The sequence below is a fragment of the Thalassospira marina genome, from assembly GCF_002844375.1.
GTDB classification, from domain to species: Bacteria; Pseudomonadota; Alphaproteobacteria; order Rhodospirillales; family Thalassospiraceae; genus Thalassospira; species Thalassospira marina.
Genome location: NZ_CP024199.1, coordinates 681,547 through 704,039 on the forward strand (window position 1 = coordinate 681,547; position 22,493 = coordinate 704,039).

Sequence of the window (22,493 nt, forward strand, 5' to 3'; positions counted from 1 at the left end):
TATCAGCCTGCCAGTGTGTCAAACTTGAATAATAGGCGGAGGGACCCGGCCGTATTGGCAAGGGTGGCCAAGCAGGCTGCGGCGCGATCCTCGGGGATGGCGACGGCAAAGCGGGTGGTGTAAACGCGGGAATCGTTTTCGTTGGTCGCGCTGGCGGCCAGTTGCACGATATTGGCGTTAAATTCGATAAAGATTTCAGACAGGCGTGCAATCAGGCCCGGCTGGTCAATACCGGCGCATTCGATCATATGCGTGGCACCCGGTGCATTGGTGGCCGGAATGACAGGATAAATTGCTTCCACCGTGACTTCGGCCTGTTCCATCGTCAATTCGCACAAGGCGGCTTCGCATTCCGTGATCGGGCAGGTGTCGGGCAATTCGCATTCGGTGGTAAAGGTCGCGCGGCCCTGATCAAGGGCAAAACCCGTTGGGCCGAGATTGACGCCAATGTCAAACAGGCGACCGGTAATATCGGATACCAGACCAACCCGGTCCTGACAGGAAATGGTAATGCGGGTATTGGCGTTCATGTGGGTCTCCGTTGTTTTACGGCATGGTGGCGGCGCGCAAACAGGGCGCATAACACTTTATAATATAGTGATGCCCTGTCTAGCACAGCTTCGATGACCTGATCCATTCGCAGTTTGACCGATCATCAGGGCAGATTGCGTGTGATTGCGCATGATTGCGAAGGTGATGCCCGCTGAAAATAAAGTGCGACGAGAATCCTGATTCTTTGCCAGGGCACGATGCATTCGTTTTCGAGCGTGACCGTTTTGGGGACGTGGACCTGCCTGATTCCGGCGATCGGTACGATGTGATGGCGGCAATGGTGCACAAAAATGGCGGCAGCGCAGACGTGCGTATGCGTCAAAACGGCAGAAAAGCTGGAAAAATTTGGCGAGGGGCTGGAAAAGACAAAGGCCCGACGCTTTAACGTCGGGCCTTTCAATGGCGCGCCCGGAAGGATTCGAACCTCCGGCCTTCTGATTCGTAGTCAGATGCTCTATCCAGCTGAGCTACGGGCGCTTCGTCTTCTTTTCCGCCGGTTTGCGAAGTGTGCTCCCCGTCGGCGGAGCGGAACTTATGAAAACGCGTTGACCTTTGCAAGCGGTAATTTTCAAAAAAGTGTATTTTTTCTTCGGGCCCGTAAAATATCGCCTGTAAGTACCCTTGAGGGGCGCTGTTTTCCGCCATGTTGGCGAATATCGCTATGTTACGGGGAAAAAAGGGGGAAATGCGTCTTGTTCCTTAGGGAACCCTCCATTAAGATGCTTTTCAATCCCAGGGGAGCAGGGGCTTGTTTACGCATAAAAAAACAGGCCCAGGGAGATTCGCTTATTCCTATTAGGTAATTGATCGAAATGGCCGTTCGCAAAACCTACCTCGCCGTTTTCGGCGTCGCCCTGCTGCTAGGCGGGTGTTCAAATTCTACCGATGCCATGTGGCCGGCGCTGAGCGGGGAGGATGCCGGATCATCGGCGAGCCAAACCACGGCCCAGGCCGATATGGGGACAGGGGCCGGACAGGCCGACGTGATGCGCAGCACGCAGCCGTTAAGCGGCATGTCATCGACGGGCACTTTCGTCGGGACCAAAGTTGAAAGCATGCGTCAGGAATTGAACCGCCTGAAATCAGCGCTCAATACCCATAACAACGAATTGCAAAGCCTGCGTGCCCAGACCGTAAGCCATTCACAGGCTTATCATGGCACCGTCGCTGCCATTAATGCCCGTCTTCAGGTTGGCACCACACCGGGTAACCCGGTGCTGGTTAACCAGTGGAACCAGGCACAGCAGGAACTTGACCGTGTGAATGGCGATATCGCATCGCTCAATTCGCTGGCCAATGATGTTGCCGCTGACTCGACGCTGTCGACCTTCCTTCTGGAATCGGTCCGCTCGGCCTATCAGGTTTCCGGCGCTGTTGATGAAGACCATCGCCAGCTTGCCATGCTTGAAGACGAAACCAACCGCACGTCGGTGCTGATTGATCGTCTGCTCAGCGAAATCAGCGAAGACCTTGCGCGTCAGACGAATTATATCGCTGGCGAGCGTTCAAACCTGAATGCTTTGTCGCTTGCGGTGAAGAACGGCGAAATTTTCGGCGAATCGCTGGCTGCGAAATCTGCACCTTCCCAGCCGGTCGCCAGCAGCCGTTCGATGCCCGATTCGGATGACCGTCCGCTTGTTGTTATCCGCTTTGACAGTGCCAGCGTGAAATACGAACAGGCGCTTTATAATGCTGTTAACCGTGCGCTGGAACGTCGCCCCGATGCGACCTTTGACATTGTTGCCGTGACCCCGAACCGCGGGACCCCGGCACAGGTGGCGCTGAACAGCAGTAAGGCAAAGCGCGATGCGCAAAGCGTTCTGCGCTCGCTGACCGATATGGGCATGCCGAACTCCCGTGTTCGCCTGTCAGATTCGACCAGCACTTCGGTCTCTGCCAACGAAGTACATGTATACGTCCGCTAATCAGTCTCGATCCTGATCAGTTGAACGGCCGGAACAGGGCACCTCAAACGAGGTGCCCTTTCTTTTTGTCTGTTGCGTGCTTGTCGAAATGAATGCGCTGTTCTTCATGGTGGTTAAAGCGCGTCTGGCAATTTGTGGTGCAGGCGGAATGCCGGGGAATGCCGAGCGTTGCCGGGTGCTACAATGCCGTTGTTTTCGTTGCGGCTTTGATTGATCCTTCTGGATGCTCCGATGCTCCGATGCTCCGATGCTCCGATGCTCCGATGCTCCGATGCTCCGATGCTCCGATGCTCCGATGCTCCGATGCTCCGATGCTCCGATGCTCCGATGCTCCGATGATGCGCGACTCTGCTTCTGGCTTGTGAAGCTATTGCGGTGTTTGCTGATGGGGGATGCAGGCGGGCAGGGCGGATGTGATAAAGCCGTTAATTGCTGCCAGATATGTTAAAATCGCCAACTGTTGGGTTGGGCACATAACAAAGGACACGGCGAAAATGGCGGATATTGTCAATTTGCGTCAGCATCGCAAGCGCAAGGCGCGGGATGAAAAGGCGAAAAAGGCAGATGCCAACCGCACCGAATTTGGCCGGACCCGTGCGGAACGCCGCCAGACCAAAGCCCTGCAAGATATTGAAGATCGCAAGATCGATGCGCATCGCCTTCAGCCGGAGCGGGATAAGGCGGATAAGGTGGCGTCAAAGGAAGATAATCCTGCTGTAGCTGATCCCGAAAAGGGCGAGCGGCAGGCGGGTTTGGATGCTGGCAATACTGCGGATGGTGATGTGGCGCTGTCTGATGCGACGAGCCTGGCCGGGGATGATTTAGCGGCTTCATCACGAAAGCCAACGAAAGCTGAGTTTTTGACGGAAAGGACATCGGCTGGCGAGGATGCGAAGGGGAAGGCCGCGCGCAAAAAGCAGCCTGATGGGGCATCCAATGTTGTTCACCTGAAACCCCGGTCGCCGGATAAATAGGTTTTGCCGCAATGTTGGCTGATATTCGACCGACTGAGAGTGTTACCGGAGGTTGATGCTGTATGCGTCGTGCCATGTTGATATTTGGCGCGTTCAGGTTGATTGCACGGATCGACGATCGGGAAGGTTTGAAAAGCCGTGTCGGGGATGCGCACCGTGCAGGGTTGCACAATGTCAAACTGGCTGGTCGCGAGGCTGGGTAAAAATCGCAACAGGGGTGGGTGCAAAAATGCACCGGATGTCAAATAGCAGGCAGGGTTAAACCGGGATCATTCGTTTTAAATATTTGCCGGTTTTAACAGGCATCAGTTTAGCAGGGTTTCCTTTTCACGTTTGTCCTGGTCCAGGGCTTCGTCCCAGCCCATCAGCCAGTCTTCATGTTCGCGGCTGTCGGCGGGATAGGGGTTTTCGGTCAGGCGGTGTGCGCCCAGACCAGCAGAAAAACCGTAATTCAGCGCCGCATTGGGAATGGCGCGGACCGCAGGGGCATGTTCACTGTAAAGCCGGTTGCGAAAGGCAGGCAGGGAACACAAAACACCATCATCAATGCCCAGCGGATAAGTGATCAGCATTGCTTCACCCAGCGAGGTAATGGTCAGCGTACCATCAGCCGAAATACGGATAAGGCCAGCCATTTTCAGGTGGGATTTTGCATATTCGATGCGGGTGCGAAGGGCGGGTGAATCCTGCAGGATGATCTGGGTGCCATCATCATCGCAGCAGAAAAGCGACAGGACTTTTTCCTTTAGCGCTTCCTGACCAAGACCGGCTGAGGCAGAGCGAAGCACAGTCAGCATCAGGGCGGGATCACCGGGGATATAGTCGGTAGTGGTCGTCATTTTGGGCCTCCGTCTTTGGCGAAACGAATTCCCTCCCAAGGGTAATCTTTATTATCAGACCGGTATAAAAACCGGCTGCGTTATTATTATTATAGTTTGCAGATATGTTTCAAACTTGTGAAGACAAGAGTGCGTGCCGGTAGAATTTTTTTGATTTGCGGGCGGGTTTTGCAATCCCGGGTAGGGATAGGCTGTTGAAAATACGGGAAACCGCAATCAATTTTCCCGTGATGGTAGATATAATCCGTGCTTTTAAATTCTTTTAGGATGCCTTTGTTTGAAATGTGCCGGTTTTCGGTTTGATGCGACATGGGTGGTTATCAGCCTTCACATCATGGCGCATCCTGTTTTAAGGAACGTGGCAACTTGAAGTTATGTTCCGGTAATTCCGCAGGCCATTACCCGGCTGCTGGAATACGCGTCCGGGTTTAATCAGCGGTTGGCGGGCTGGGGTGGGAATAGTCGGGCGTTCCCGGAAGGGGCCACCCTGCGGTTAAGGCCCTGATTGCGATGCAAAAAGGCAGGGCCGACCGTGCCCTGTTCGTTTTAGGGCAAAGCGATATTGGGGAAGAGGCGGCACGTCAGCAGGACGCAGAGGGAAAGGCCCGCGATGGCAGGTTATTTTTTGCCGTTTTCGGTGCTTTCCGGGGTGCGCCACACGCGCACGCGGTTACGCCCGCCTTCCTTGGCGGCATAAAGGGCGCGGTCGGCCTTTTCAATGATCTGGCCGATTTGGCGGTCCTGCAGGATGGGGGCGGCACCAATGGAAGTGGTGATGGGCAGTGAAATGCCGTTGGTGAGCGTGACTGGTGATGCCTCGATCACGCGACGCAGGCGTTCAAGGATACGTGCGGTCTGGCGCATATCGGCATTGGGCAGGCAGATCAGAAATTCCTCGCCGCCATAACGGTAGACCTTGTCAAAGGGGCGGACATGGGACTGCAAAATACCGGCAATGGTTTGCAAAACCAGATCACCCGCCTGATGGCCGTGGGTGTCGTTAACCGATTTGAAGTGATCCAGGTCCACCAGGGCAATGGCCGCGGCTGATTTGGTGCGAATCGCCCGTTCGCGTTCAATTTCCAGATCGGACATCATGGTTTGGCGGTTGTAGGCCCCGGTTAACGGGTCCACATCCGACCGGGCGGTGCGAAAGGCGCGTTCAAGACGCCGGATCTGGGCAAAGAACGATTCCGCGCGCAAGGCCATGGCATCATATTCGGCGGCATCGACGCGGCCATCATGTTCAAAATGTTCCAGCAGACGCCGAGCCGCTGCATGAAGCTGTTCATGCGTGGTGGCAAGCGAGCGGATGGCTGGTTGGTCAATCAGGCGGTTATGCTGGTTGAGCGCATACCATGCACCAAAATTGCAGTCATGGTCATCTGCGTGGCTGTGGGCGTGGTTATGACTATGACCGTGATTTTGTACCGGGCTGGTATCATCATCATCACGGTTCGAATCGCTGCCCGGGACGAGCAGGCGGCGATTCCATTCCAGGACCAGGGCAATATGTTCGGACAGGGCGGTTTCGAGTTCCGCCAGAATATCGCGTTCTGCATCGACCAGATTACCGACCGCAATGCTTTCGGGCATTTCCGATTCTCGTCCACCAGAAAAGTCAGAGTCGCGGTTGGTCATTTCATCCATCGGTGCAGCCATATTGCGCAGTTCCGTTCCGGTTGTCACAGGGGGCAGGCGTTGCTGTCCTGTGATACCGGGCTTGGGAAAACGTCATCGAATGTCTGTGCAAGCAGGCTGTCAAGCTGCTGCATTGTCATGTCGATTCCCAAATCCTGAAGGCTTGTCACACCATGTTCAGCAATACCGCACGGTACGATGCCGCCGAAATGTGTCAAATCCGGGTTTAAATTAATCGCAATTCCGTGAAAGGTCACCCAGCGGCGCACCCTTACACCAATGGCAGCAATTTTGTCTTCGCGACCATTGCCACGATCCACCCAGATGCCGACACGGCCATCGCGGCGTTCGCCGGTAACACCCGCCAAGGCCAGGGTGCGAATGATCCATTCTTCAAGATTATGGACATAGGCACGCACATCGCGGCCCCGTTTGCGTAAATCCATCATCAGATAGGCGGTACGCTGGCCGGGGCCATGATAGGTGTACTGGCCGCCGCGCCCAGCGTCATAAACGGGGAACCGGTCCGGATCGACAAGATCTTCGATCTTTGCACTGGTGCCCGATGTGTAAAGCGGCGGGTGTTCCACCAGCCAAACCAGTTCGCCGGCGTCGTCACGCGCGATGGCTTCGGCGCGGGCTTCCATTTCGGCAAGGGCTTCGGGGTAGGAAACAAGGTCTTTTGCCACCCGCCATTCCGGCTTTTGGGCACTAAAATCGATACTTTTCATTTTTCCTGTCAAATAAATGAAAACTCCCCTTGATTGGGGGTGACCTTTTTGCTATCTCCCTTTCCGCGCCAAGGCAAGCCCGCAACGTTACCTCACAGGGCTTGTTGCAAACATACTATGCGGTCGTGGCGGAATTGGTAGACGCGCAGCGTTGAGGTCGCTGTGGGCTAACCCCCGTGGAAGTTCGAGTCTTCTCGACCGCACCAAAAAGGCCTTTCCCTGGAAACAGGGAAGGGCCTTTCTGATTCTGGCGTTATTTCCTGTTTTTCAACGAAAATTCCGGCTGCTGATTTGGGGCGTTGATTCGAATCGCTTTGTCACTGGCGGGGCAACATTAATGCGAATCCGTCGGGCCGGGGCGGCAGGTGCAAATGCGACTTTACGGCCGCCAAAAAAAGTTTCTGCAATCTTTCATGGATAACGGCCTACTTCTGTATATTATCCAGGTCTTATCGGGGTATAGAAAGAAAGTACGATCGTTTCCAGAATGTACTATTTTCACCAAAGTCGTGTGATGGCGGGGTGAAAAAGGGGCGGGGGCCCTTTTTATTGGAAACGCAGGCTGGAACGGGGAGCAAAGCAGCAGGGCCATGTCTATTCGGATTAAAGTCGCCAAAACAGATAAAGAACTTAGCGACGTCTATCGTCTGCGTTACCAGGTTTACAGTGACCACGGATATTTCGCCGACAAATATGATGGGGCGGTGGTTGATCTTTATGACGCCATTCCATCGGTTGCGAATCTGATTGCCTATAGCGATGATGTACCGGTCGCCACATTGCGCCTGAACCGCGATTCGGCTTTGGGTTTGCCGTCGGATCATGCGTTTGATTTTTCCGGCTATCGTCAGCAGGTGACGGAAGAAGAACGAGTCGCCGGGCGCGGCGCGCCGTTATTTTCCAGTGCAGGTATGCTTGCCATTGCCGAAGAATGGCGCAATCGCCGTTATGTGTTTGGCGGCCTGTTTCGTATGGCGGCTGATATCGGCCATATGTGGGGTGTTACCCATATTATGGCGACGGTCAATGTGACCACGGCAGGCATTTATGAAAGGCTGGGCTGGCAACGCCTGGCTGACCCGGTTTCGATCCCGGCGCTTGGCGTTGAAATCCTGCCTTTTGCATCGGCGGTGGAGCCGATGTATCGCTGGGCTTTTGGCATGTTCAAGGACCAAAGGGGGCTGCTGGATCATTTCAGTGGCTGTTTCCAGTGGTATCTGGTTGATGGCGGCAAGGAAATTTTCCGGCAGGACGAAACCGGTGACGAAGCCTTTTTGATTACAAAAGGCAGTGTCGACATTATGCGCCACCATGAAGGGTCGGATCGGACCCTGCGACTGGCCAAGCTTGGCGCGGGCGACATGTTTGGTGAATTGTCACTGATCGATTCGTCGCCGCGTTCGGCAACGGCGGTTGCCAGCCGCAACACCGAACTGGTTGTGATCAACCGCGATGTTTTTTGGGAAAAAAGCAACGAAGACCCGCAACGCCTGAAGGATCTGATGCAAATCCTTTCAGGGCGGCTGCGTGATGCCAATAACCTGGGCATGATTTACGCCTGCGGGTCGGATGACGAAAGGCTGGCCTATTTCACCGAGCGCGTGCGCCATGCCGCAATTCCGGACCCCAGGAACCCGGAAGTTTTGAAATCGCGCATATCCATTGAAGAATTTGCCGATATGGCGCTGGTGACAGCGGAACAGGCCGAACGGCACCTGGCCAATTTGCAGGACCAGGGATTGCTGGAATTTACAGCACGACAGATTACGTTTTTCGGGGGCGAGACGAAGTGAAGGAAGATACCGCAAGTTCAACGGCCTATACCGTATTGCAGGGCCTGGTTTATGTGGCGCGGCGCACGCAGCACAGCTATCTGGTGCCTGAAAATGTGAAGCGGTTAGGGGAATGCGTACTTTCCGCATCCGAAGAAGGCCGTGCGCGCCTGGCCGAGCTTGATAAACCCTTTGTCGAGCTGAAAGCCAGCATTCGCGAGTTCATTTTTTTGCCGGGCATTACCCTGCATTATATTTTGCGCAAACGCTGTATCGAGGATAAGGCCCGTGCGGCCATTGCGGGCGGTGTAACCCAGGTTATCAGCCTGGGGGCGGGTTATGACAGTTTGGTGTTTCGCCTGTCCTGCGAATTTCCCGATGTGAATTTCATTGAAATCGACCATCCGGCGACCCAGAAATTCAAAGCAGATGCCTTTGATAAAACGCCGGAATCGCAGGCAGGCCTTGCCCGTGTAAATTACCTGAGTGTTGATTTCACCCACCAGAATATCGAAGACCGCCTGCGCGGCTTTGACCATTTTGACCCGTCCCGGCCGACCCTGTTCATCAGCGAAGGTGTGACGGTTTACCTGACCGAGGAGGAGGTAACGCATATGTTTACCTCTATTCGCAATCTGTCGGGGGTGGGGACGCAGTTTCTGTTTACCGTGGTGGAGCCGCATGGCAGCCCGCGCAGCAATACCCGCAAGGCGCTGGCATGGTATTTGAAATTTATTGGTGAACCCCTGAAATGGACCATGGAAGCCCCGCATATGGAGGCGTTCCTGAAAAAGCAGGGCTGCAAGCTGCATTCGATTGATGCGACCGAACAGTTCCGTGAAAAATACATGTCGCCGGAACGCCGTGCCCGTTTGCATCACGGCGAATATGTTGTTCTGGCCGAATTTGCCTGATCGCCCGATTTATGGCATGGCAGGGGCGTAATGCAGGTCGCCCCTGCAGAACTGGAATGATCTTAAAGTTTTCAGAAGCCATTCCAGACGTGATATGATCGGCCATTGCGCATGGATTTTCACAATCAGGCAGGAGAAATATTCAGGCGCGGGACAACAGAATGCTTCTCTCGATGTGATAATTCCACTAGGCTGGCCGGTCCCACACGGCTACAGATTTTCAGGGCTTAATCCACTTTAGGTTAATTTCACCTAAATACCTGAAGTTAAAGGTATTAATATGACAAACAGAAACGACAAGCTGCGCGAAGCCGCTTTGGACTATCACCGGTATCCCACCCCCGGTAAGCTGGCAGTCACCGCAACCACCACCCTTGCCAACCAGCGCGACCTGGCACTTGCATATTCGCCCGGCGTAGCATTCGCCTGCGAAGAAATCGTCAAGGACCCGGAAACGGCGGTGCATTACACCGCGCGCGGCAATCTGGTCGCCGTGATCAGTAACGGTACGGCAGTGCTGGGCCTTGGCCCGATTGGCCCGCTGGCATCCAAGCCGGTGATGGAAGGCAAAGCCGTCCTTTTCAAGAAGTTCGCCAATATCGACGTGTTCGATCTGGAAGTGAACGAACTCGACCCGCAAAAATTCATCGATATTGTTGCTGCCCTTGAACCCACCTTTGGCGGCGTCAATCTTGAAGACATCAAAGCACCGGAATGCTTCATCATTGAAAAGGCGCTGCGCGAGCGCTGCAATATTCCGATTTTCCACGATGACCAGCATGGTACGGCGATTTGCGTGGCTGCGGCTGTTCGCAACGGTCTGCGCGTTGTTGGCAAGGATCTGGACAAGGTCCGGCTGGTGGCATCGGGTGCCGGGGCAGCGGCCCTTGCCTGCCTTAATCTGCTGGTATCAATGGGCCTGCCGCGCGAAAACATCACGGTAACGGATCGTTTCGGTGTGGTTTACAAGGGCCGCCAGGAAGAAATGGACCCGTGGAAAGCGGAATATGCCATTGAAACCAATGCCCGCACCCTTGATGACGTGATTGAAGGGGCTGACATTTTCCTGGGTCTTTCCGCCCCGAATATTATGGGTGAAAAAGAACTGCGCAAGATGGGCGAACGCCCGATCATTATGGCGCTGGCAAACCCGACCCCGGAAGTCTCGCCCGAACTGGTCAAGGAAATCCGCCCGGATGCGGTTATGGCGACTGGCCGTACGGATTACCCAAATCAGGTTAACAACGTTCTTTGCTTCCCGTTCCTGTTCCGTGGCGCGCTTGATGTTGGTGCGACCGAAATCAACGAGGAAATGAAGATCGCCGCGGTCGAAGCAATTGCCGACCTGGCAACAGCCGAAGTTTCCGACATTGTTGCCACGGCATATGGCGGGGAAGAACTGAAGTTCGGGCCGGAATATCTGATTCCGAAACCGTTTGATCCGCGTTTGATGCTGGAAATTCCGCCGCGTGTTGCCAAGGCCGCCATGGATAGCGGCGTTGCGAAACGCCCGATTTCGGATTTCGATGCCTATCGCCAGCAGCTTGAAGGCTTTGTCTTCCGCTCCGGTCTGGTGATGAAGCCCGTGTTTGACATGGCACGCAGCCACAAGAAACGGGTTGTTTACCCCGAAGGCGAATCGCGCCGCGTATTGCAGGCCTGCCAGGTTCTGGTTGATGATGGTGTTTGCCATCCGGTCCTGATTGGCCGCCGCGAAGTTATTCTGGAGCGGATTGCCGAACTGGGCCTGCGTATTGTGCCTGATGTTCATGTCGAAATTCACGACCCGGATGATAACCGCCATTTCGAACAGGACTGGCAGGATTTCCACAACATTATGGGCCGTCGCGGGATCAACCCGGAATATGCCCGTTCCATCGTGCGGACACGCCCGACCGTGGTTGCCTGCCTGATGCTGCGCCGTGGCGAGGTTGATGCCATGATTTGCGGTTGCCAGGGCGGTTTCCTGCGTCACCTGCGTTATGTGCGCAATCTGGTTGGTCTGCGCAAAGGCGTTTCGGATTTCTCGGCTGTGAACATGATGATCATGAAACACGGCACCTTCTTCCTGACCGACACCTATGTTTCGGTTGATCCGACGCCCGAACATGTGGCCGAAACCACCATCATGGCCGCCGATGTTGTCAAACGGTTTGGTTTGACGCCGAAGGCAGCACTGATTTCGCATTCCAACTTTGGCAGCCACGAAAACCCGTCGGCCTGCAAAATGCGCGATGCCCTGAAAATCATCCGCGTTCAGGCACCTGACCTGGAAGTTGAAGGCGAAATGCACGCCGATGCCGCGATTTCGGAAACCATCCGTAACCGGATTTTCCCGAATTCGATGCTCAAGGGGGCAGCCAACCTTCTGGTTATGCCGACCCTGGATGCGGCGAACATTTCCTATAACATGGTCAAGATGCTGGGTGATGGTTTGCCGGTTGGTCCGATTCTGGTCGGTGCGGCAAAATCGGCACACGTTGTCAGCCCGTCCATTACCGTGCGTGGCCTTGTGAATATGAGTGCGATTGCCGTGGTCGATGCGATGGACCGGGAACAGTCGCGCAGCTAAGTGCGTTTAACCCGGGTAAAGAATACCACACTTGACCGGGCTTAAACCTTGGCGCAGAAACAGCCGTGCCGGACTTGTCTGTCCGGCACGGCTTTTGTCTAAAGCCCTTTGCCCTTGATCAGGCGCATTTTGCCGATGTCATTTGTTGCCGGGCAAGGAGAAGTCCGCAGGGCGTAATGGTTTTACGGCCAAGGATTTCGACGCAGCAGGGCGGGAAATGTCACCGGCCCGAAGGGTTTCAAAATGAACCTGATCAAGGGTTAAGGGCTTTACGGGCAGGTAACAGGCACGAGAACGAAACCAACCGGGGAGGGGCAGATGACTGACATCAACGAACTTGATCGTCCGGGAAATACGACGTCATCCGCATCAACCGGTGATGATTATGTTGACCTGACCCCGGAATATGCCCGCGAAATCCTTGATGCCCTGCACGAGGAAGACACCCCGCGCGTCGAAGAACTCGTTGGCGAACTGCACTTTGCCGATATTGCCGACCTTTTGGGGTGGGCGGGCAGTTCCGAACGCGAACAGCTTGTTGACGTTATCCGCCCGGATTTTGACCCGGAGCTTCTGACCGAACTTGATGATGAATTGCGCGAAGAAGTGATCGCGCAGTTGGGTACGCAGGTGGTGGCCGAAGCGATTTCCGAACTTGATTCGGATGACGTGGTTGAGGTTATCGAGGATCTGGAAGAAGCCGAGCAGCAGGAACTGCTGGGGGCCCTTTCGGAAATAGAACGTGCGCGTGTTCAGGAGGCACTGTCCTATCCTGAATATACCGCTGGCCGTATCATGCAGCGCGAACTGGTCGCCATTCCTGATTACTGGAGTGTTGGCCAGACCATCGACTTTTTGCGATCCGCCAAAAACCTGCCTGAAGATTTTTACGACATCATCGTTGTTGATCCGCGCTATCGTCCGGTGGGCATGGTGCCGCTTTCACGTGCCATTCGCACCAACCGCCCGGTTCTGGTGCGGGATGTGATGGAAAGCGATGACATGCGCACTGTGCTTGTCACCGAAGAACAGGAAAATGTGGCGCACCTGTTTCGGCAACGCGATTTGATTTCAGCACCGGTTGTTGACGATAACGGCCGCCTTGTCGGTGTGATCACGGTTGACGACGTTGTTGACGTTATCGACGAAGAATATGAAGAAGACATGATGCGCATGGCCGGCGTTGGCGAGGAAGATGACCTTTCCAGCGCGGTTTTGGATACCACGCGATCGCGTTTTACCTGGCTTCTGGTTAATCTGGGTACGGCGATTGCCGCATCCATGGTGATTGGCCTGTTTGAACATACCATTCAAAGCCTGGTGGCCCTGGCTGTTTTGATGCCGATTGTTGCCTCGATGGGCGGTAATGCCGGGACCCAGACCCTGACGGTGGCGGTGCGGGCCATTGCCACGCGCGAACTTAACAGCACCAATGCCTGGCGTGTTGTGCGCAAGGAAGTTGCGGTCTGTACGCTAAATGGTCTGGCATTTGCCGTGTTAAGCGGGCTGGTCAGCTGGTTCTGGTTTGATGATATGCGCCTTGGCATGGTGATTGGCGTTGCCATGGTCATTAATCTGATTGTTGCCGGTGCCGCCGGGGCGATTATTCCGCTGGGGTTGGAGCGGGCCGGTGTTGACCCGGCTGTATCCTCGTCAGTGTTTTTAACCACCATTACTGATGTGGTTGGCTTTTTTGCCTTTCTGGGGCTGGCGGCAGCGTTCCTGCTTTAATGCTCTTAGCGCGCAGCACTTAGCCTTTAATCAGGTTCATTTCAGCAGGCAAATGCCCCTTGTGACCCTGCTACGTCGAAGCCCTTGGCCGTAAAACCATTGCGCCCCTCGGACTGCTCCTTGCCGGGCAACAAATGACGTCGGCAAAGTGGCCCGGATGAAGGGCGAAGGGCTTTCGGGGCATATTGCCAGCGTGCCATTGTGGCGTGGGAAATAATTCAGGTGCGCCAACGAAACCGGCCAGTCGCAGTGCGCAGGCCGGTTTCGTTGATTGGTATCGGGATATGGCTGGTGATTAGCTGTCTCGGTCTGACTGGGCGTCTGCTGTGTCGGGCACATCGTTGCCCGGTGCCTGACGGGTCAGGAAGCGGGTGGTAGCCGTGTTGGCAACCGGTGGGGAGAAGATGAAACCCTGCATTTCATCGCAATCTGCTGCGCCCAGAATTGCCAGCTGGTCTTCGGTTTCAACGCCCACGGCAACAACACGGCGGTTCAGGCTTTTGCACAGGCGAACGGCCGGGTTCAGCACGCTGTTTTCCGGTTGTTCATCCAGTTCGATATCAAACAGGCTGTGCGACAGCTTGATGCGCTGAATCGGGAAGCGTTTCAGATAACGCAGCGACGAATTGGCCGCCCCGAACTGATCCAGCGTCAGGCTGATGCCAGCTTCCGAGAAACGGTAAAACTGTGTCAGTGAACGTTCAGGGTCGCGCATGGCGATATCTTCGGCCACCTCGATTTCGATCAGGCCGGGATGGATGCTGTAGCGTTCGGTTTCTTCGATAATGTTTTTGATGATATCGGCCTGGATAAATTGCCGCCCCGACAGGTTAAGGGCGATAGGAACAGGCAGATATCCATCTTCGCGCCACTGGTTGATCTGCTGGCAGACCGACGCAATGATCCAGCGGCCCAGAGGGGCCAGAAGACCGGTGCGATCGGCAACGGCGATAAAATCGGGCGGCAGGTGGCGCTGCCCGGTATCATCGACCCAGCGCAGCAGGGCTTCAAACCCCGTCAGGCCATGGTCGGAAAGGCGGAAGCGTGGCTGATATTCCAGAATAAAGCGTTTTTCATCCACGGCACGACGCAACTGGGTTTCCAGCGACAGACGCGCATGCATGACGTTGTTCATGGTTTCAACAAAGAAACAGTAAGACGATTCCGCCGATTTCTGCGCGCGATACATGGCAGCATCGGCATTGGCCAGCAATTGCGATGGTGCACGTGCATCATTGGGATAAAGGGCAACACCGACACTGACATGCAGGCGAATTTCATCACCGGCAATGGGGATGGGGTGGGAAATTGCCTCGACAATGCGTTCGGCAACCAGGGCGGCACCTTCGGCCTCGGACAGGTCGGTGGCGATAATGGCAAACATATCGCCCGAAAGGCGTGCGCAGGTGTCCTTTTCGCGCACAGTGGCGCGCAGACGCCCGGAAATGGAGCGCAGGGTTTCATCCCCCACATCCGATCCATACCTGTCATTTACCGCGCGGAAATTGTCGATATCCACCACCAGAACCGACAGCAGCTTTTCATAGCGTTTGGCATGGGCAACCGCCTGGTTCAGGCGGTCATCAAACAGGGCACGGTTGGGAAGCCCGGTAAGCGGGTCATGAGTTGCCAGATACCGCAACCGGTTGACCGCGGCATTGGCTGCAGGGTTGTGATGCAGCAAAACATCAATGCAATCGGGATGTTCTTCTGACGGGGTCATCAGAAGATCGCACACCACATGGACGCCTTCGGCACTGCGGACAACCCATTCGCGGCGGACTTCGGTTTCGCCCTGTGAAATGGCGGCCAGCAGTTTGTCCTGGGCGCGGTGCGATGATGTGCCGTCGGACTGAAATTCGGGGGCAATATTATAAAGGCGAATGAAGCCGTAATCTTCTTCGCGCAGGTCAAAGAAGCTGGCGGTTTCGGGCGACATCATGCGCAAATGACCGTCGGCACGGCTGATGGTCAGGGCAAGGTCGCTGATATTTTCACGGCCGCGCATCCGCTGGATATTGCGGGCAGCCGGGCTGTCACTGCGATTGGCGTAAACAAACATCAATCCCGCAACCAGTGCCGCCAAAACCAGCCCGACAATCGAAATCAGGTTGGGGGAGGCAGCATCAATACCGGCCATCGATGGATCGGCGGTGACTTCGATATCCCAGTTGCGGCCGGCAACATTAATGCGGGTATTGCGGGTGAGGTGGGGATCGTTGCTGTCGCCCTGCATTTCAAACAGGACGCTGTCATTTTCGCGCACGCGAATGGTGTAACCTGCCAGATAATCACTTTCCAGGACCCCGCCCAGCATGGTGCGGATGCGAAACACCCCGTTGACCATGCCTATGATTTCGCCCTTGGGGTTGATCACGGGTACATAGGCGGCAAAGCCACGCCCGCCCTGCAGCAATTCCAGCGTCGGGGTCATTTGGACCTTGCGCTGGTCAAATGCCATATCAAGGACGGGGCCAGCAACAGGATGGCGTTTTAAATCCGCCCCCATGGCCGGGACATTGCCCTTTATCGGGGCGACAAATTTGATGATGTAATTGGGTGAAATCCAGTTGACGGCCTGCAGGGCCTCGAACCGGGTTTGCAACGGGGATGCATGGGCCAGATATTGCCGTTCATCCCCCGGCGCATCGCCCTGCCAGCTATCGGCAAAGTTTTCCAGGGCATGAAGGTTGGCATTGATGGTTTCATCAATGCGTTCACCCAGATTTAACGCCAGCAATTCGGCATTGGCCGTCAGGGCGTGTTCATTGCCCTGTTTCATTTGCCGGGCGACAAGCAGGGATGCGCCGCCGATCAGGCAGAAACATAAAGCCGCAATAATCGCAGCGCGTGGTTTGATTGCCGTCCTGCCTTTTTCCCGACCATCGTCAGGCGTCTCGATGCCGTCCTGCATGGGCTCCCCGTTTTGTTATCCCTGTTCTTTGCGGCGGCCTTTCTGGCCGGATAATCCCCCCGGACATGACAATTGCTGCCAATTGCCAATATCAATCCGCATGTTATGCCCGCAGCTTATCGGATTTCCGGGCAAATGTGTCGCGAAATGTTTTTTCCCGTAAATGTTGGTGTAGCAGTTCACACTTGTCATTGGGGGCTAGTGTGCAATGTCGGGATGATACCGGGATATGCAAGGTCGCAGGATGGATGGCGCTGCAATTTGCGCAGTTTGTGGCCCAAAGCCGAATTATCGGGCTGCCCCTAGGCACGGGCGGTGCAAACCCCTATAACGGGGCAGCATGGCCCGCCCGGTTACCCCGCCAGAATAATACGCCATATTCAGGTAGCCGCCGGGCCATATGACAGATTTATCCCGGGCAAGAGATTTGAGATGAAAAACCGTTCGCGCAATTCCCGTTCCCGTCCCGGACGCCGTGGCAATGCCCCGCGCCGTGACCCCATGGTCGGAAAAGAGGTGGATGTGCGCATCGCCGATATTGGCGCGCGCGGGGATGGCCTGGCGGAAACCGCCGCCATCGATGGCAAATCGCTGCTGGTTTATGTTGATAATGTTTTGCCCGGCGATGAAGTGCGCGTGAAATTGCGCCAGAAACGCGGGGATGGTTATGGCGCCGAGGTGATTTCCGTTAAGGCCCGCCCAACCCCCCATGCCGATGCCAAATGCCCGCATTATGACCAGTGCGGTGGCTGTTCATTGCAACATCTGCCCGATGCCGATTATCGCGACTGGAAACGCCAGCGTGCCGTGCAGGCGGTTATGCGCGCCGGTATTTCGGACCGGGGCGAAGCCGAAAACCTTGTTGGCGGGCTTGAGACATCGCCACCGGCCAGCCGTCGCCGGGCGGATTTTTCGGTTATTTCAACGCAGGATGGCGTTTTTGTCGGCTTTGCCGAACGGTTCAGCCACCACATTATCAATGTGTCGGGCTGTGCGGTGCTGTTGCCCGATATTGTTGAATTCCGTAATCACTGCCAGTCCTTTTTGGAAAGCCTGCCGCGTGAAACTGCCGCCATTGTCAAAAGCATTGTCATCAATGCGGCCGATAACGGGCTGGATGTGGTGATTGGTGCCAGTGCCGACCCCGACCTTGATTTGTGCCAGGGGCTGGCCGAACTGGCCGATTATGCCGATCTGGCCCGCATGGCATGGAAAACCGGCGATAACCCGGCTGAACCGCTGGCACAGCGCCGCACACCCGAAATCCATTTTGCCGATATTGCCGTTCCTGTACCTGCCGGGGGCTTTTTGCAGGCAACACGCCAGGGCGAAGAAGCCCTGACCCGCGCGATTGCAAATGCCCTTAGCCATATTCCCGCCCGTCAGGTGATTGACCTGTTTTGTGGTATTGGCAGTTTTACCTTTCCGTTGGCCCTGCAGGGGGATCGCCGCCGGGTTTTGGCGGTTGAAGGCGATGCCAATGCGGTTAAGGCATTGCAATATGCGGTTGGGCGCGCATCCGCACCCATCGAGGTTTCGCGCCGTGACCTGTTTCGCCAGCCCCTTGATGCCGACGATTTGAAAAATGCCGATGTGGTGCTGTTTGACCCGCCCCGTGCCGGTGCACTGGCACAGTGTGAAATACTGGCTGATTTTGGCCCGGAATGGATTTTGGCGGTGTCGTGCAACCCGGCGACCTTTGCCCGCGATATCCGCCTGTTGCGCAATGGCGGCTATGAACTGCAAAAGGTGGTGCCGGTTGACCAGTTTTTATGGTCGCCACATCTGGAAATGTTTGCGGTTCTGCGCCGCACGCTTCCTGCGGCTGCCTAAATATTTTCGGGTTCTGTGGCCGGGGTTGCCGGTGCTGATGGCGGTGTTGCCCCTGTCGGGGCCATTGCCGTGCTATCCGCGCCATTTGCCCCGGTGGGAATGGTTTCCGGTTGCTGGCGGATATGGTGGCGAAACTGTTTGGGGGATCGCCCGCTATGGCGTTTGAAGGCGTTGCTGAACGCGCTTTCGGACTGATAGCCCAGTTCCATTGCCAGCGATGATACGGGAATATCGCGGTCGCGCAGTGCCCGGCGTGCCAGACGCATGCGCCAGTTTTGCACATATGTCAGCGGTGGCATGCCAACCTTGGTGCGAAAATGCAGGGCAAAGCTGGTACGCGACATGGCAACTTTTTGCGATAGCTCGGCCAGGGTCCAGTTATGCGCCGGTTGCGTGTGAATATGGCGCAGGGCCGGGCCAATATGCGGGTCGCCAATGGCCTGCAGCCAGCCGCGTTCCTGTGGGTCGGCTGTGGCGATATAGGCGCGCAATACCTGCACGAACATCAATTGCGCCAACTGGTTGGCTGCCACATTTTGCCCGGGCAGGGACAGGGTATTTTCGGCAATCATCTGTTCCATCAGCCAGCGTAAAATACCGGCTTCGCGGTGATTGGCGCGAATACGCACCAGTTTGGGCAATGTGCCGGTCAGAAAATCGATGCCATCGGCATCAAGACGCACATGCAGTCCCAGCATATGGCATTCCAACCCATCGCCCAGAACCAGGCAGTTATCCGTGGTCTGGCGGTAAGCTTCACGCCCGTTTTGCGGTGTCAGCGCCGGTTTTGGGTCGCTGGCCATGACATAGCCATAACAGCCGTTAAACAGCACAACATCGCCGGTTTTGACCCATATTGTTTCAAGGTCCTCGCGTGGGTCGGGGATAAGCCAGTATCCGCCTTTGACCACGGCATTGAATTTGACCCCCTGTGGTTCGGGCAATTGCAATGCCCATGTCCCGCCAGCTTTCAGCGCGCCGGAAATGGCGCTGCGGGCATTTAAAACATTCAGGGCATCGGATAGGGGATCAAGGGTCATTTGGTACGATCGCGCAATTTATTGGTACGTTATCGCATTCATCATTCAGATATCCCGGCATATATCAAGTGTCACCGTAAAATCAGGAGACACGATATGACCACGCAACAGGCACCGATTGGATCGGGTTTTGAAGCAGCCTCGACCACGGATGACGTTATTGCCGGGCTGGATTTGACCGGGAAGGTCGCCATTGTGACCGGTGGATATTCCGGGCTGGGAATTGAAACGGTCCGTGTGTTGTTAAAGGCGGGTGCCAACGTAATTGTGCCCACCCGCAACCGGGCAAAGGCCGAAGCCGCGCTGGCCGGTTTGCCCGATGCCGAATTGATGGATCTGGATTTGTCCGACCCGGCATCGATTGATGCCTTTGCCACGGCGTTTCTGGCAAAGGACCTGCCTTTGCACATGTTAATCAATAATGCCGCCGTGATGGCATCACCATTGATGCGGGATGGCCGTGGAAATGAAATGCAGTTTTCAACCAACCATCTGGGGCATTTCCAACTGACCCTGCGGCTTTGGCCTGCACTGATCCGGGCAAAGGGTGCCCGTGTTGTGGCGGTTTCGTCGCGCGGGCATCGTTATTCGCCGGTTCACCTTGATGATCCGAATTTCCTGCATCGCGAATATGACCCATGGCAGGCTTACGGGCAGTCCAAAACGGCCAATGCCCTGTTTGCGATGGCGCTTGATAAACGGGGTGAAGCCGAAAATATTCGTGCCTTTTCGCTTCATCCGGGCGGCATTCTTGCAACGAATCTCAGCCGTCATATGTCGGCCGAGGCATTGCAGGCCACCGGCTATATTGCCGATGATGGATCGCCGATTATTGACCCGGCAACAGGCAAAAAGACCCTGCAACAGGGGGCTGCCACCACCATCTGGTGTGCAACCAACCCGATGCTTGCAGGCAAAGGCGGCGTTTATTGCGAGGATTGCGATATTTCGCCGCTGGTCAGTGCCGATGATGAATCGCTTGGCTTTTATGTTCCCGGCGTCTGGCCGTGGGCCGTTGATGCCGACCAGGCAGAAAAGCTTTGGGCGTTAAGCGAGGAAATGACCGGTGTGGTGCTTAAGGGTTAAACCCGGCATCACACTGCGGAACATATTGCGCGCATGAAGGGTGACGGGCTTCGTCACCCTTTTGGCCCTGGCAGGGGCAGGGGTGGCGGACAGTGTCGCACGACTGCACCCCGATTAAATCAGCTATTCGTACCGCGGCTATTCAATCGACTCGTTATCATAAACACCCCAGATGCCCTGTCGCTGTACCCAACCGTCATAATCCTGAAACTGGACCTGGCACCAGTCCACACCCTTGGGGCAGGTATCGACCTTGCCGACCACACCGTTTTTAACCAGGGCAATGCGGCGCGCGCTTTTGTCTGCGGCGGCATAAAGGGTAACTTCGTCGCCCGTTACAATCACATAGCGTGTGCCGATCAACAGGCTTTGATGCACCCAGCCTTCACTGCCTTCCCAGTCGCGAACCTTGCGCCAGGTATCAAATTCGGACACCACTTCCATTGGCAGATGGCTGCGCTGATAGATCCAGACCTTGGGATAACGCAGGCCCGGCCCGGAGCGCAGATGCACCTTGTCGGACCGCAACGCAACAAAGCGCGGGATCGGCAGGCCCGATTCCTGTGCGATTGCAAAATTCGGCAGCAAAAATCCGCAAAGGACGATCAGTGAAAGGAGCTTTCGCATCCTGGCAGGCATGGGGTGGATTCCCTTTTTGTGGTCTGATACCCGACTTTACGGTCGAAATCGGATATTTAAGAAATAAAATTACAAAAAAGACGTCAAAATTCTTGCTTTCGTACCTTTGGCCGTGGCATCACTGCATTGCGGCAAGATGCAAATCACGGATAACCGATTTTGCCAGCAAAAGAGTTAAAAGACCGCATAGGATCGGCAGATGACCAAGAAAAAGCCCCTCGTCATCGTGACCCGCAAGTTGCCGGAAGCGATTGAAACCCGCATGATGGAACTGTTCGACAGCCGCTTGAACATCGATGATTCACCGATGGACAAAGCCGCCCTGATCGAAGCGGTAAAACATGCCGATGTCCTTGTCCCGACGGTAACCGACCGCATTGATGCCGCCGTTCTGGCGCATGCGGGGCCGAACCTGCGGCTGATTGCCAATTTTGGCAATGGTATTGACCATATCGACCTGCAAACGGCCCGCCAGCGCGGCATTACCGTAACCAACACCCCCGATGTCCTGACCGAAGACACCGCCGATATGACGATGGGCTTGATCCTGTCTGTCTCGCGCCGTGTGGGCGAGGGCGAACGCCTGATCCGTTCCGGAGACTGGAATGGCTGGGGCCCGACATTGATGCTGGGCCACCGTATCTGGGGTAAAAGGCTGGGTATTGTCGGCATGGGCCGTATTGGCCGGGCGCTGGCGCGCCGGGCAAAGGGTTTTGGCCTGTCGGTGCACTATCACAACCGTCGACGGGTACATCCTGATATCGAAGAAGAACTTGATGCCACCTATTGGGAAAGCCTTGATCAGATGCTGGCCCATGTTGATGTGGTGTCGGTCAATTGCCCGCATACGCCTGCAACCTACCATCTGCTGTCCGCCCGGCGGTTAAAACTGCTGCAGCCCCATGCCATTCTGGTCAATACGGCGCGTGGTGAAATTGTGGATGAAACCGCGCTGACCCGCATGCTGGCCAATCAGGAAATTGCCGGTGCCGGCCTTGACGTGTTTGAACATGAACCTGCGGTAAACCCCAAACTGATCGAGCTGAATAACGCAGTCTTGCTGCCGCATATGGGCTCCGCCACCATCGAGGGCCGCGTGGATATGGGTGAAAAGGTGCTGATCAATATCAAAACCTTTGTTGATGGCCACACCCCGCCAGATCGTGTGATTGAAGGGTTGTTGTAACCCGTCAATTCGCGACCATCGCCTGGAAACAGAACCTGCCGCTCTTTGAGTTGGCAGGTTTTTTATTGGCAAGTATAGCATTGTTTATACCTTTACTTAGTAATGGAGGTTTTGCTCTCCCACAAAGGTATAGAACATGAAAAA

General features: G+C 55.5%; 16 protein-coding genes and 2 tRNA genes. 10 read left to right on the forward strand and 8 right to left on the reverse strand.

What is annotated here, in order from left to right; genetic code table 11:
* Window positions 1-2: 2 nt before the first annotated feature.
* Window positions 3-530: a glycine cleavage system transcriptional repressor gene (locus tag CSC3H3_RS03005; protein WP_101263720.1), complete on the reverse strand. Its 528-nt coding sequence runs from the start codon at window positions 528-530 to the stop codon at window positions 3-5.
* Window positions 531-952: 422 nt separating this feature from the next.
* A tRNA-Arg gene (locus tag CSC3H3_RS03010) sits at window positions 953-1,029 on the reverse strand.
* 335 nt (window positions 1,030-1,364) lie between these two features.
* On the opposite strand from CSC3H3_RS03010, the gene CSC3H3_RS03015 reads away from it, so the two are divergent.
* On the forward strand, window positions 1,365-2,477 hold the full coding sequence (locus tag CSC3H3_RS03015; protein ID WP_101263721.1) for a hypothetical protein: 1,113 nt from the start codon (window positions 1,365-1,367) through the stop codon (window positions 2,475-2,477).
* Window positions 2,478-2,971: 494 nt separating this feature from the next.
* A complete protein-coding gene (locus CSC3H3_RS03020) occupies window positions 2,972-3,451 on the forward strand; it encodes a DUF4169 family protein (protein WP_101283621.1) in 480 nt (159 codons plus the stop codon).
* Window positions 3,452-3,756: 305 nt separating this feature from the next.
* Here the strand turns inward: CSC3H3_RS03020 and CSC3H3_RS03025 are convergent, their stop codons facing one another.
* From CSC3H3_RS03025 to lipB, 3 genes are all read right to left on the reverse strand, one after another.
* Window positions 3,757-4,290, reverse strand: a complete 534-nt coding sequence (locus CSC3H3_RS03025; protein WP_101263723.1) for a winged helix-turn-helix domain-containing protein — start codon at window positions 4,288-4,290, stop codon at window positions 3,757-3,759.
* 618 nt (window positions 4,291-4,908) lie between these two features.
* Window positions 4,909-5,952 carry a diguanylate cyclase gene (locus tag CSC3H3_RS03035; protein WP_245881252.1) on the reverse strand — a complete coding sequence of 348 codons (1,044 nt, stop codon included), beginning with the start codon at window positions 5,950-5,952 and terminating at the stop codon, window positions 4,909-4,911.
* A gap of 23 nt (window positions 5,953-5,975) precedes the next feature.
* Complete coding sequence (gene lipB, locus CSC3H3_RS03040) at window positions 5,976-6,662, reverse strand: lipoyl(octanoyl) transferase LipB (RefSeq protein ID WP_101283625.1); 687 nt, start codon at window positions 6,660-6,662, stop codon at window positions 5,976-5,978.
* A 119-nt stretch (window positions 6,663-6,781) separates the two neighbouring features.
* On the opposite strand from lipB, the gene CSC3H3_RS03045 reads away from it, so the two are divergent.
* The 5 genes from CSC3H3_RS03045 to mgtE all read left to right on the forward strand — a co-directional run bounded on the left by CSC3H3_RS03045 (window position 6,782) and on the right by mgtE (window position 13,651).
* A tRNA-Leu gene (locus tag CSC3H3_RS03045) sits at window positions 6,782-6,868 on the forward strand.
* Between the two features lie 384 nt (window positions 6,869-7,252).
* Window positions 7,253-8,455: an N-acyl amino acid synthase FeeM domain-containing protein gene (locus tag CSC3H3_RS03050; protein WP_101283627.1), complete on the forward strand. Its 1,203-nt coding sequence runs from the start codon at window positions 7,253-7,255 to the stop codon at window positions 8,453-8,455.
* Window positions 8,452-9,348 (forward strand): class I SAM-dependent methyltransferase, encoded by an 897-nt coding sequence (locus CSC3H3_RS03055; RefSeq protein ID WP_157831811.1) that lies wholly within the window; start codon window positions 8,452-8,454, stop codon window positions 9,346-9,348. The genes CSC3H3_RS03050 and CSC3H3_RS03055 overlap by 4 nt, the downstream gene beginning before the upstream one ends.
* A gap of 280 nt (window positions 9,349-9,628) precedes the next feature.
* A complete protein-coding gene (locus CSC3H3_RS03060) occupies window positions 9,629-11,920 on the forward strand; it encodes an NADP-dependent malic enzyme (RefSeq protein ID WP_101263727.1) in 2,292 nt (763 codons plus the stop codon).
* Between the two features lie 318 nt (window positions 11,921-12,238).
* Window positions 12,239-13,651, forward strand: a complete 1,413-nt coding sequence (gene mgtE, locus CSC3H3_RS03065) for a magnesium transporter (protein ID WP_101283629.1) — start codon at window positions 12,239-12,241, stop codon at window positions 13,649-13,651.
* A 295-nt stretch (window positions 13,652-13,946) separates the two neighbouring features.
* On the opposite strand, the gene CSC3H3_RS03070 is transcribed toward mgtE, so the two are convergent.
* The gene (locus CSC3H3_RS03070) at window positions 13,947-16,565 is read right to left on the reverse strand and encodes a bifunctional diguanylate cyclase/phosphodiesterase (protein WP_101283632.1); all 2,619 of its coding nucleotides are present in this window, start codon (window positions 16,563-16,565) and stop codon (window positions 13,947-13,949) included.
* Window positions 16,566-16,997: 432 nt separating this feature from the next.
* Between CSC3H3_RS03070 and CSC3H3_RS03075 the strand changes: the two genes are divergently transcribed.
* Window positions 16,998-18,398, forward strand: a complete 1,401-nt coding sequence (locus CSC3H3_RS03075) for a class I SAM-dependent RNA methyltransferase (protein WP_101283634.1) — start codon at window positions 16,998-17,000, stop codon at window positions 18,396-18,398.
* Here the strand turns inward: CSC3H3_RS03075 and CSC3H3_RS03080 are convergent.
* The gene (locus CSC3H3_RS03080) at window positions 18,395-19,438 is read right to left on the reverse strand and encodes an AraC family transcriptional regulator (protein WP_101283636.1); all 1,044 of its coding nucleotides are present in this window, start codon (window positions 19,436-19,438) and stop codon (window positions 18,395-18,397) included. The two genes, CSC3H3_RS03075 and CSC3H3_RS03080, sit on opposite strands and share 4 nt — an antisense overlap.
* A gap of 96 nt (window positions 19,439-19,534) precedes the next feature.
* On the opposite strand from CSC3H3_RS03080, the gene CSC3H3_RS03085 reads away from it, so the two are divergent.
* Complete coding sequence (locus CSC3H3_RS03085; RefSeq protein ID WP_101283638.1) at window positions 19,535-20,524, forward strand: oxidoreductase; 990 nt, start codon at window positions 19,535-19,537, stop codon at window positions 20,522-20,524.
* Between the two features lie 138 nt (window positions 20,525-20,662).
* Here the strand turns inward: CSC3H3_RS03085 and CSC3H3_RS03090 are convergent, their stop codons facing one another.
* Window positions 20,663-21,163, reverse strand: a complete 501-nt coding sequence (locus CSC3H3_RS03090; protein ID WP_101283639.1) for an SH3 domain-containing protein — start codon at window positions 21,161-21,163, stop codon at window positions 20,663-20,665.
* Between the two features lie 199 nt (window positions 21,164-21,362).
* Between CSC3H3_RS03090 and CSC3H3_RS03095 the strand changes: the two genes are divergently transcribed.
* A complete protein-coding gene (locus tag CSC3H3_RS03095) occupies window positions 21,363-22,349 on the forward strand; it encodes a 2-hydroxyacid dehydrogenase (protein WP_101263734.1) in 987 nt (328 codons plus the stop codon).
* Window positions 22,350-22,493: the final 144 nt, after the last annotated feature.

Coding starts and splice junctions, on each gene's coding strand:
- CSC3H3_RS03005 (WP_101263720.1), bottom strand. CDS start 530: ATGAACGCCAATACCCGCATTACCATTTCCTGTCAGGACCGGGTTGGT.
- CSC3H3_RS03090 (WP_101283639.1), bottom strand. CDS start 21,163: ATGCCTGCCAGGATGCGAAAGCTCCTTTCACTGATCGTCCTTTGCGGA.
- CSC3H3_RS03060 (WP_101263727.1), top strand. CDS start 9,629: ATGACAAACAGAAACGACAAGCTGCGCGAAGCCGCTTTGGACTATCAC.
- CSC3H3_RS03095 (WP_101263734.1), top strand. CDS start 21,363: ATGACCAAGAAAAAGCCCCTCGTCATCGTGACCCGCAAGTTGCCGGAA.
- CSC3H3_RS03035 (WP_245881252.1), bottom strand. CDS start 5,952: ATGGCTGCACCGATGGATGAAATGACCAACCGCGACTCTGACTTTTCT.
- mgtE (WP_101283629.1), top strand. CDS start 12,239: ATGACTGACATCAACGAACTTGATCGTCCGGGAAATACGACGTCATCC.
- CSC3H3_RS03025 (WP_101263723.1), bottom strand. CDS start 4,290: ATGACGACCACTACCGACTATATCCCCGGTGATCCCGCCCTGATGCTG.
- CSC3H3_RS03020 (WP_101283621.1), top strand. CDS start 2,972: ATGGCGGATATTGTCAATTTGCGTCAGCATCGCAAGCGCAAGGCGCGG.
- CSC3H3_RS03080 (WP_101283636.1), bottom strand. CDS start 19,438: ATGACCCTTGATCCCCTATCCGATGCCCTGAATGTTTTAAATGCCCGC.
- CSC3H3_RS03085 (WP_101283638.1), top strand. CDS start 19,535: ATGACCACGCAACAGGCACCGATTGGATCGGGTTTTGAAGCAGCCTCG.
- CSC3H3_RS03075 (WP_101283634.1), top strand. CDS start 16,998: ATGAAAAACCGTTCGCGCAATTCCCGTTCCCGTCCCGGACGCCGTGGC.
- lipB (WP_101283625.1), bottom strand. CDS start 6,662: ATGAAAAGTATCGATTTTAGTGCCCAAAAGCCGGAATGGCGGGTGGCA.
- CSC3H3_RS03015 (WP_101263721.1), top strand. CDS start 1,365: ATGGCCGTTCGCAAAACCTACCTCGCCGTTTTCGGCGTCGCCCTGCTG.
- CSC3H3_RS03070 (WP_101283632.1), bottom strand. CDS start 16,565: ATGCAGGACGGCATCGAGACGCCTGACGATGGTCGGGAAAAAGGCAGG.
- CSC3H3_RS03050 (WP_101283627.1), top strand. CDS start 7,253: ATGTCTATTCGGATTAAAGTCGCCAAAACAGATAAAGAACTTAGCGAC.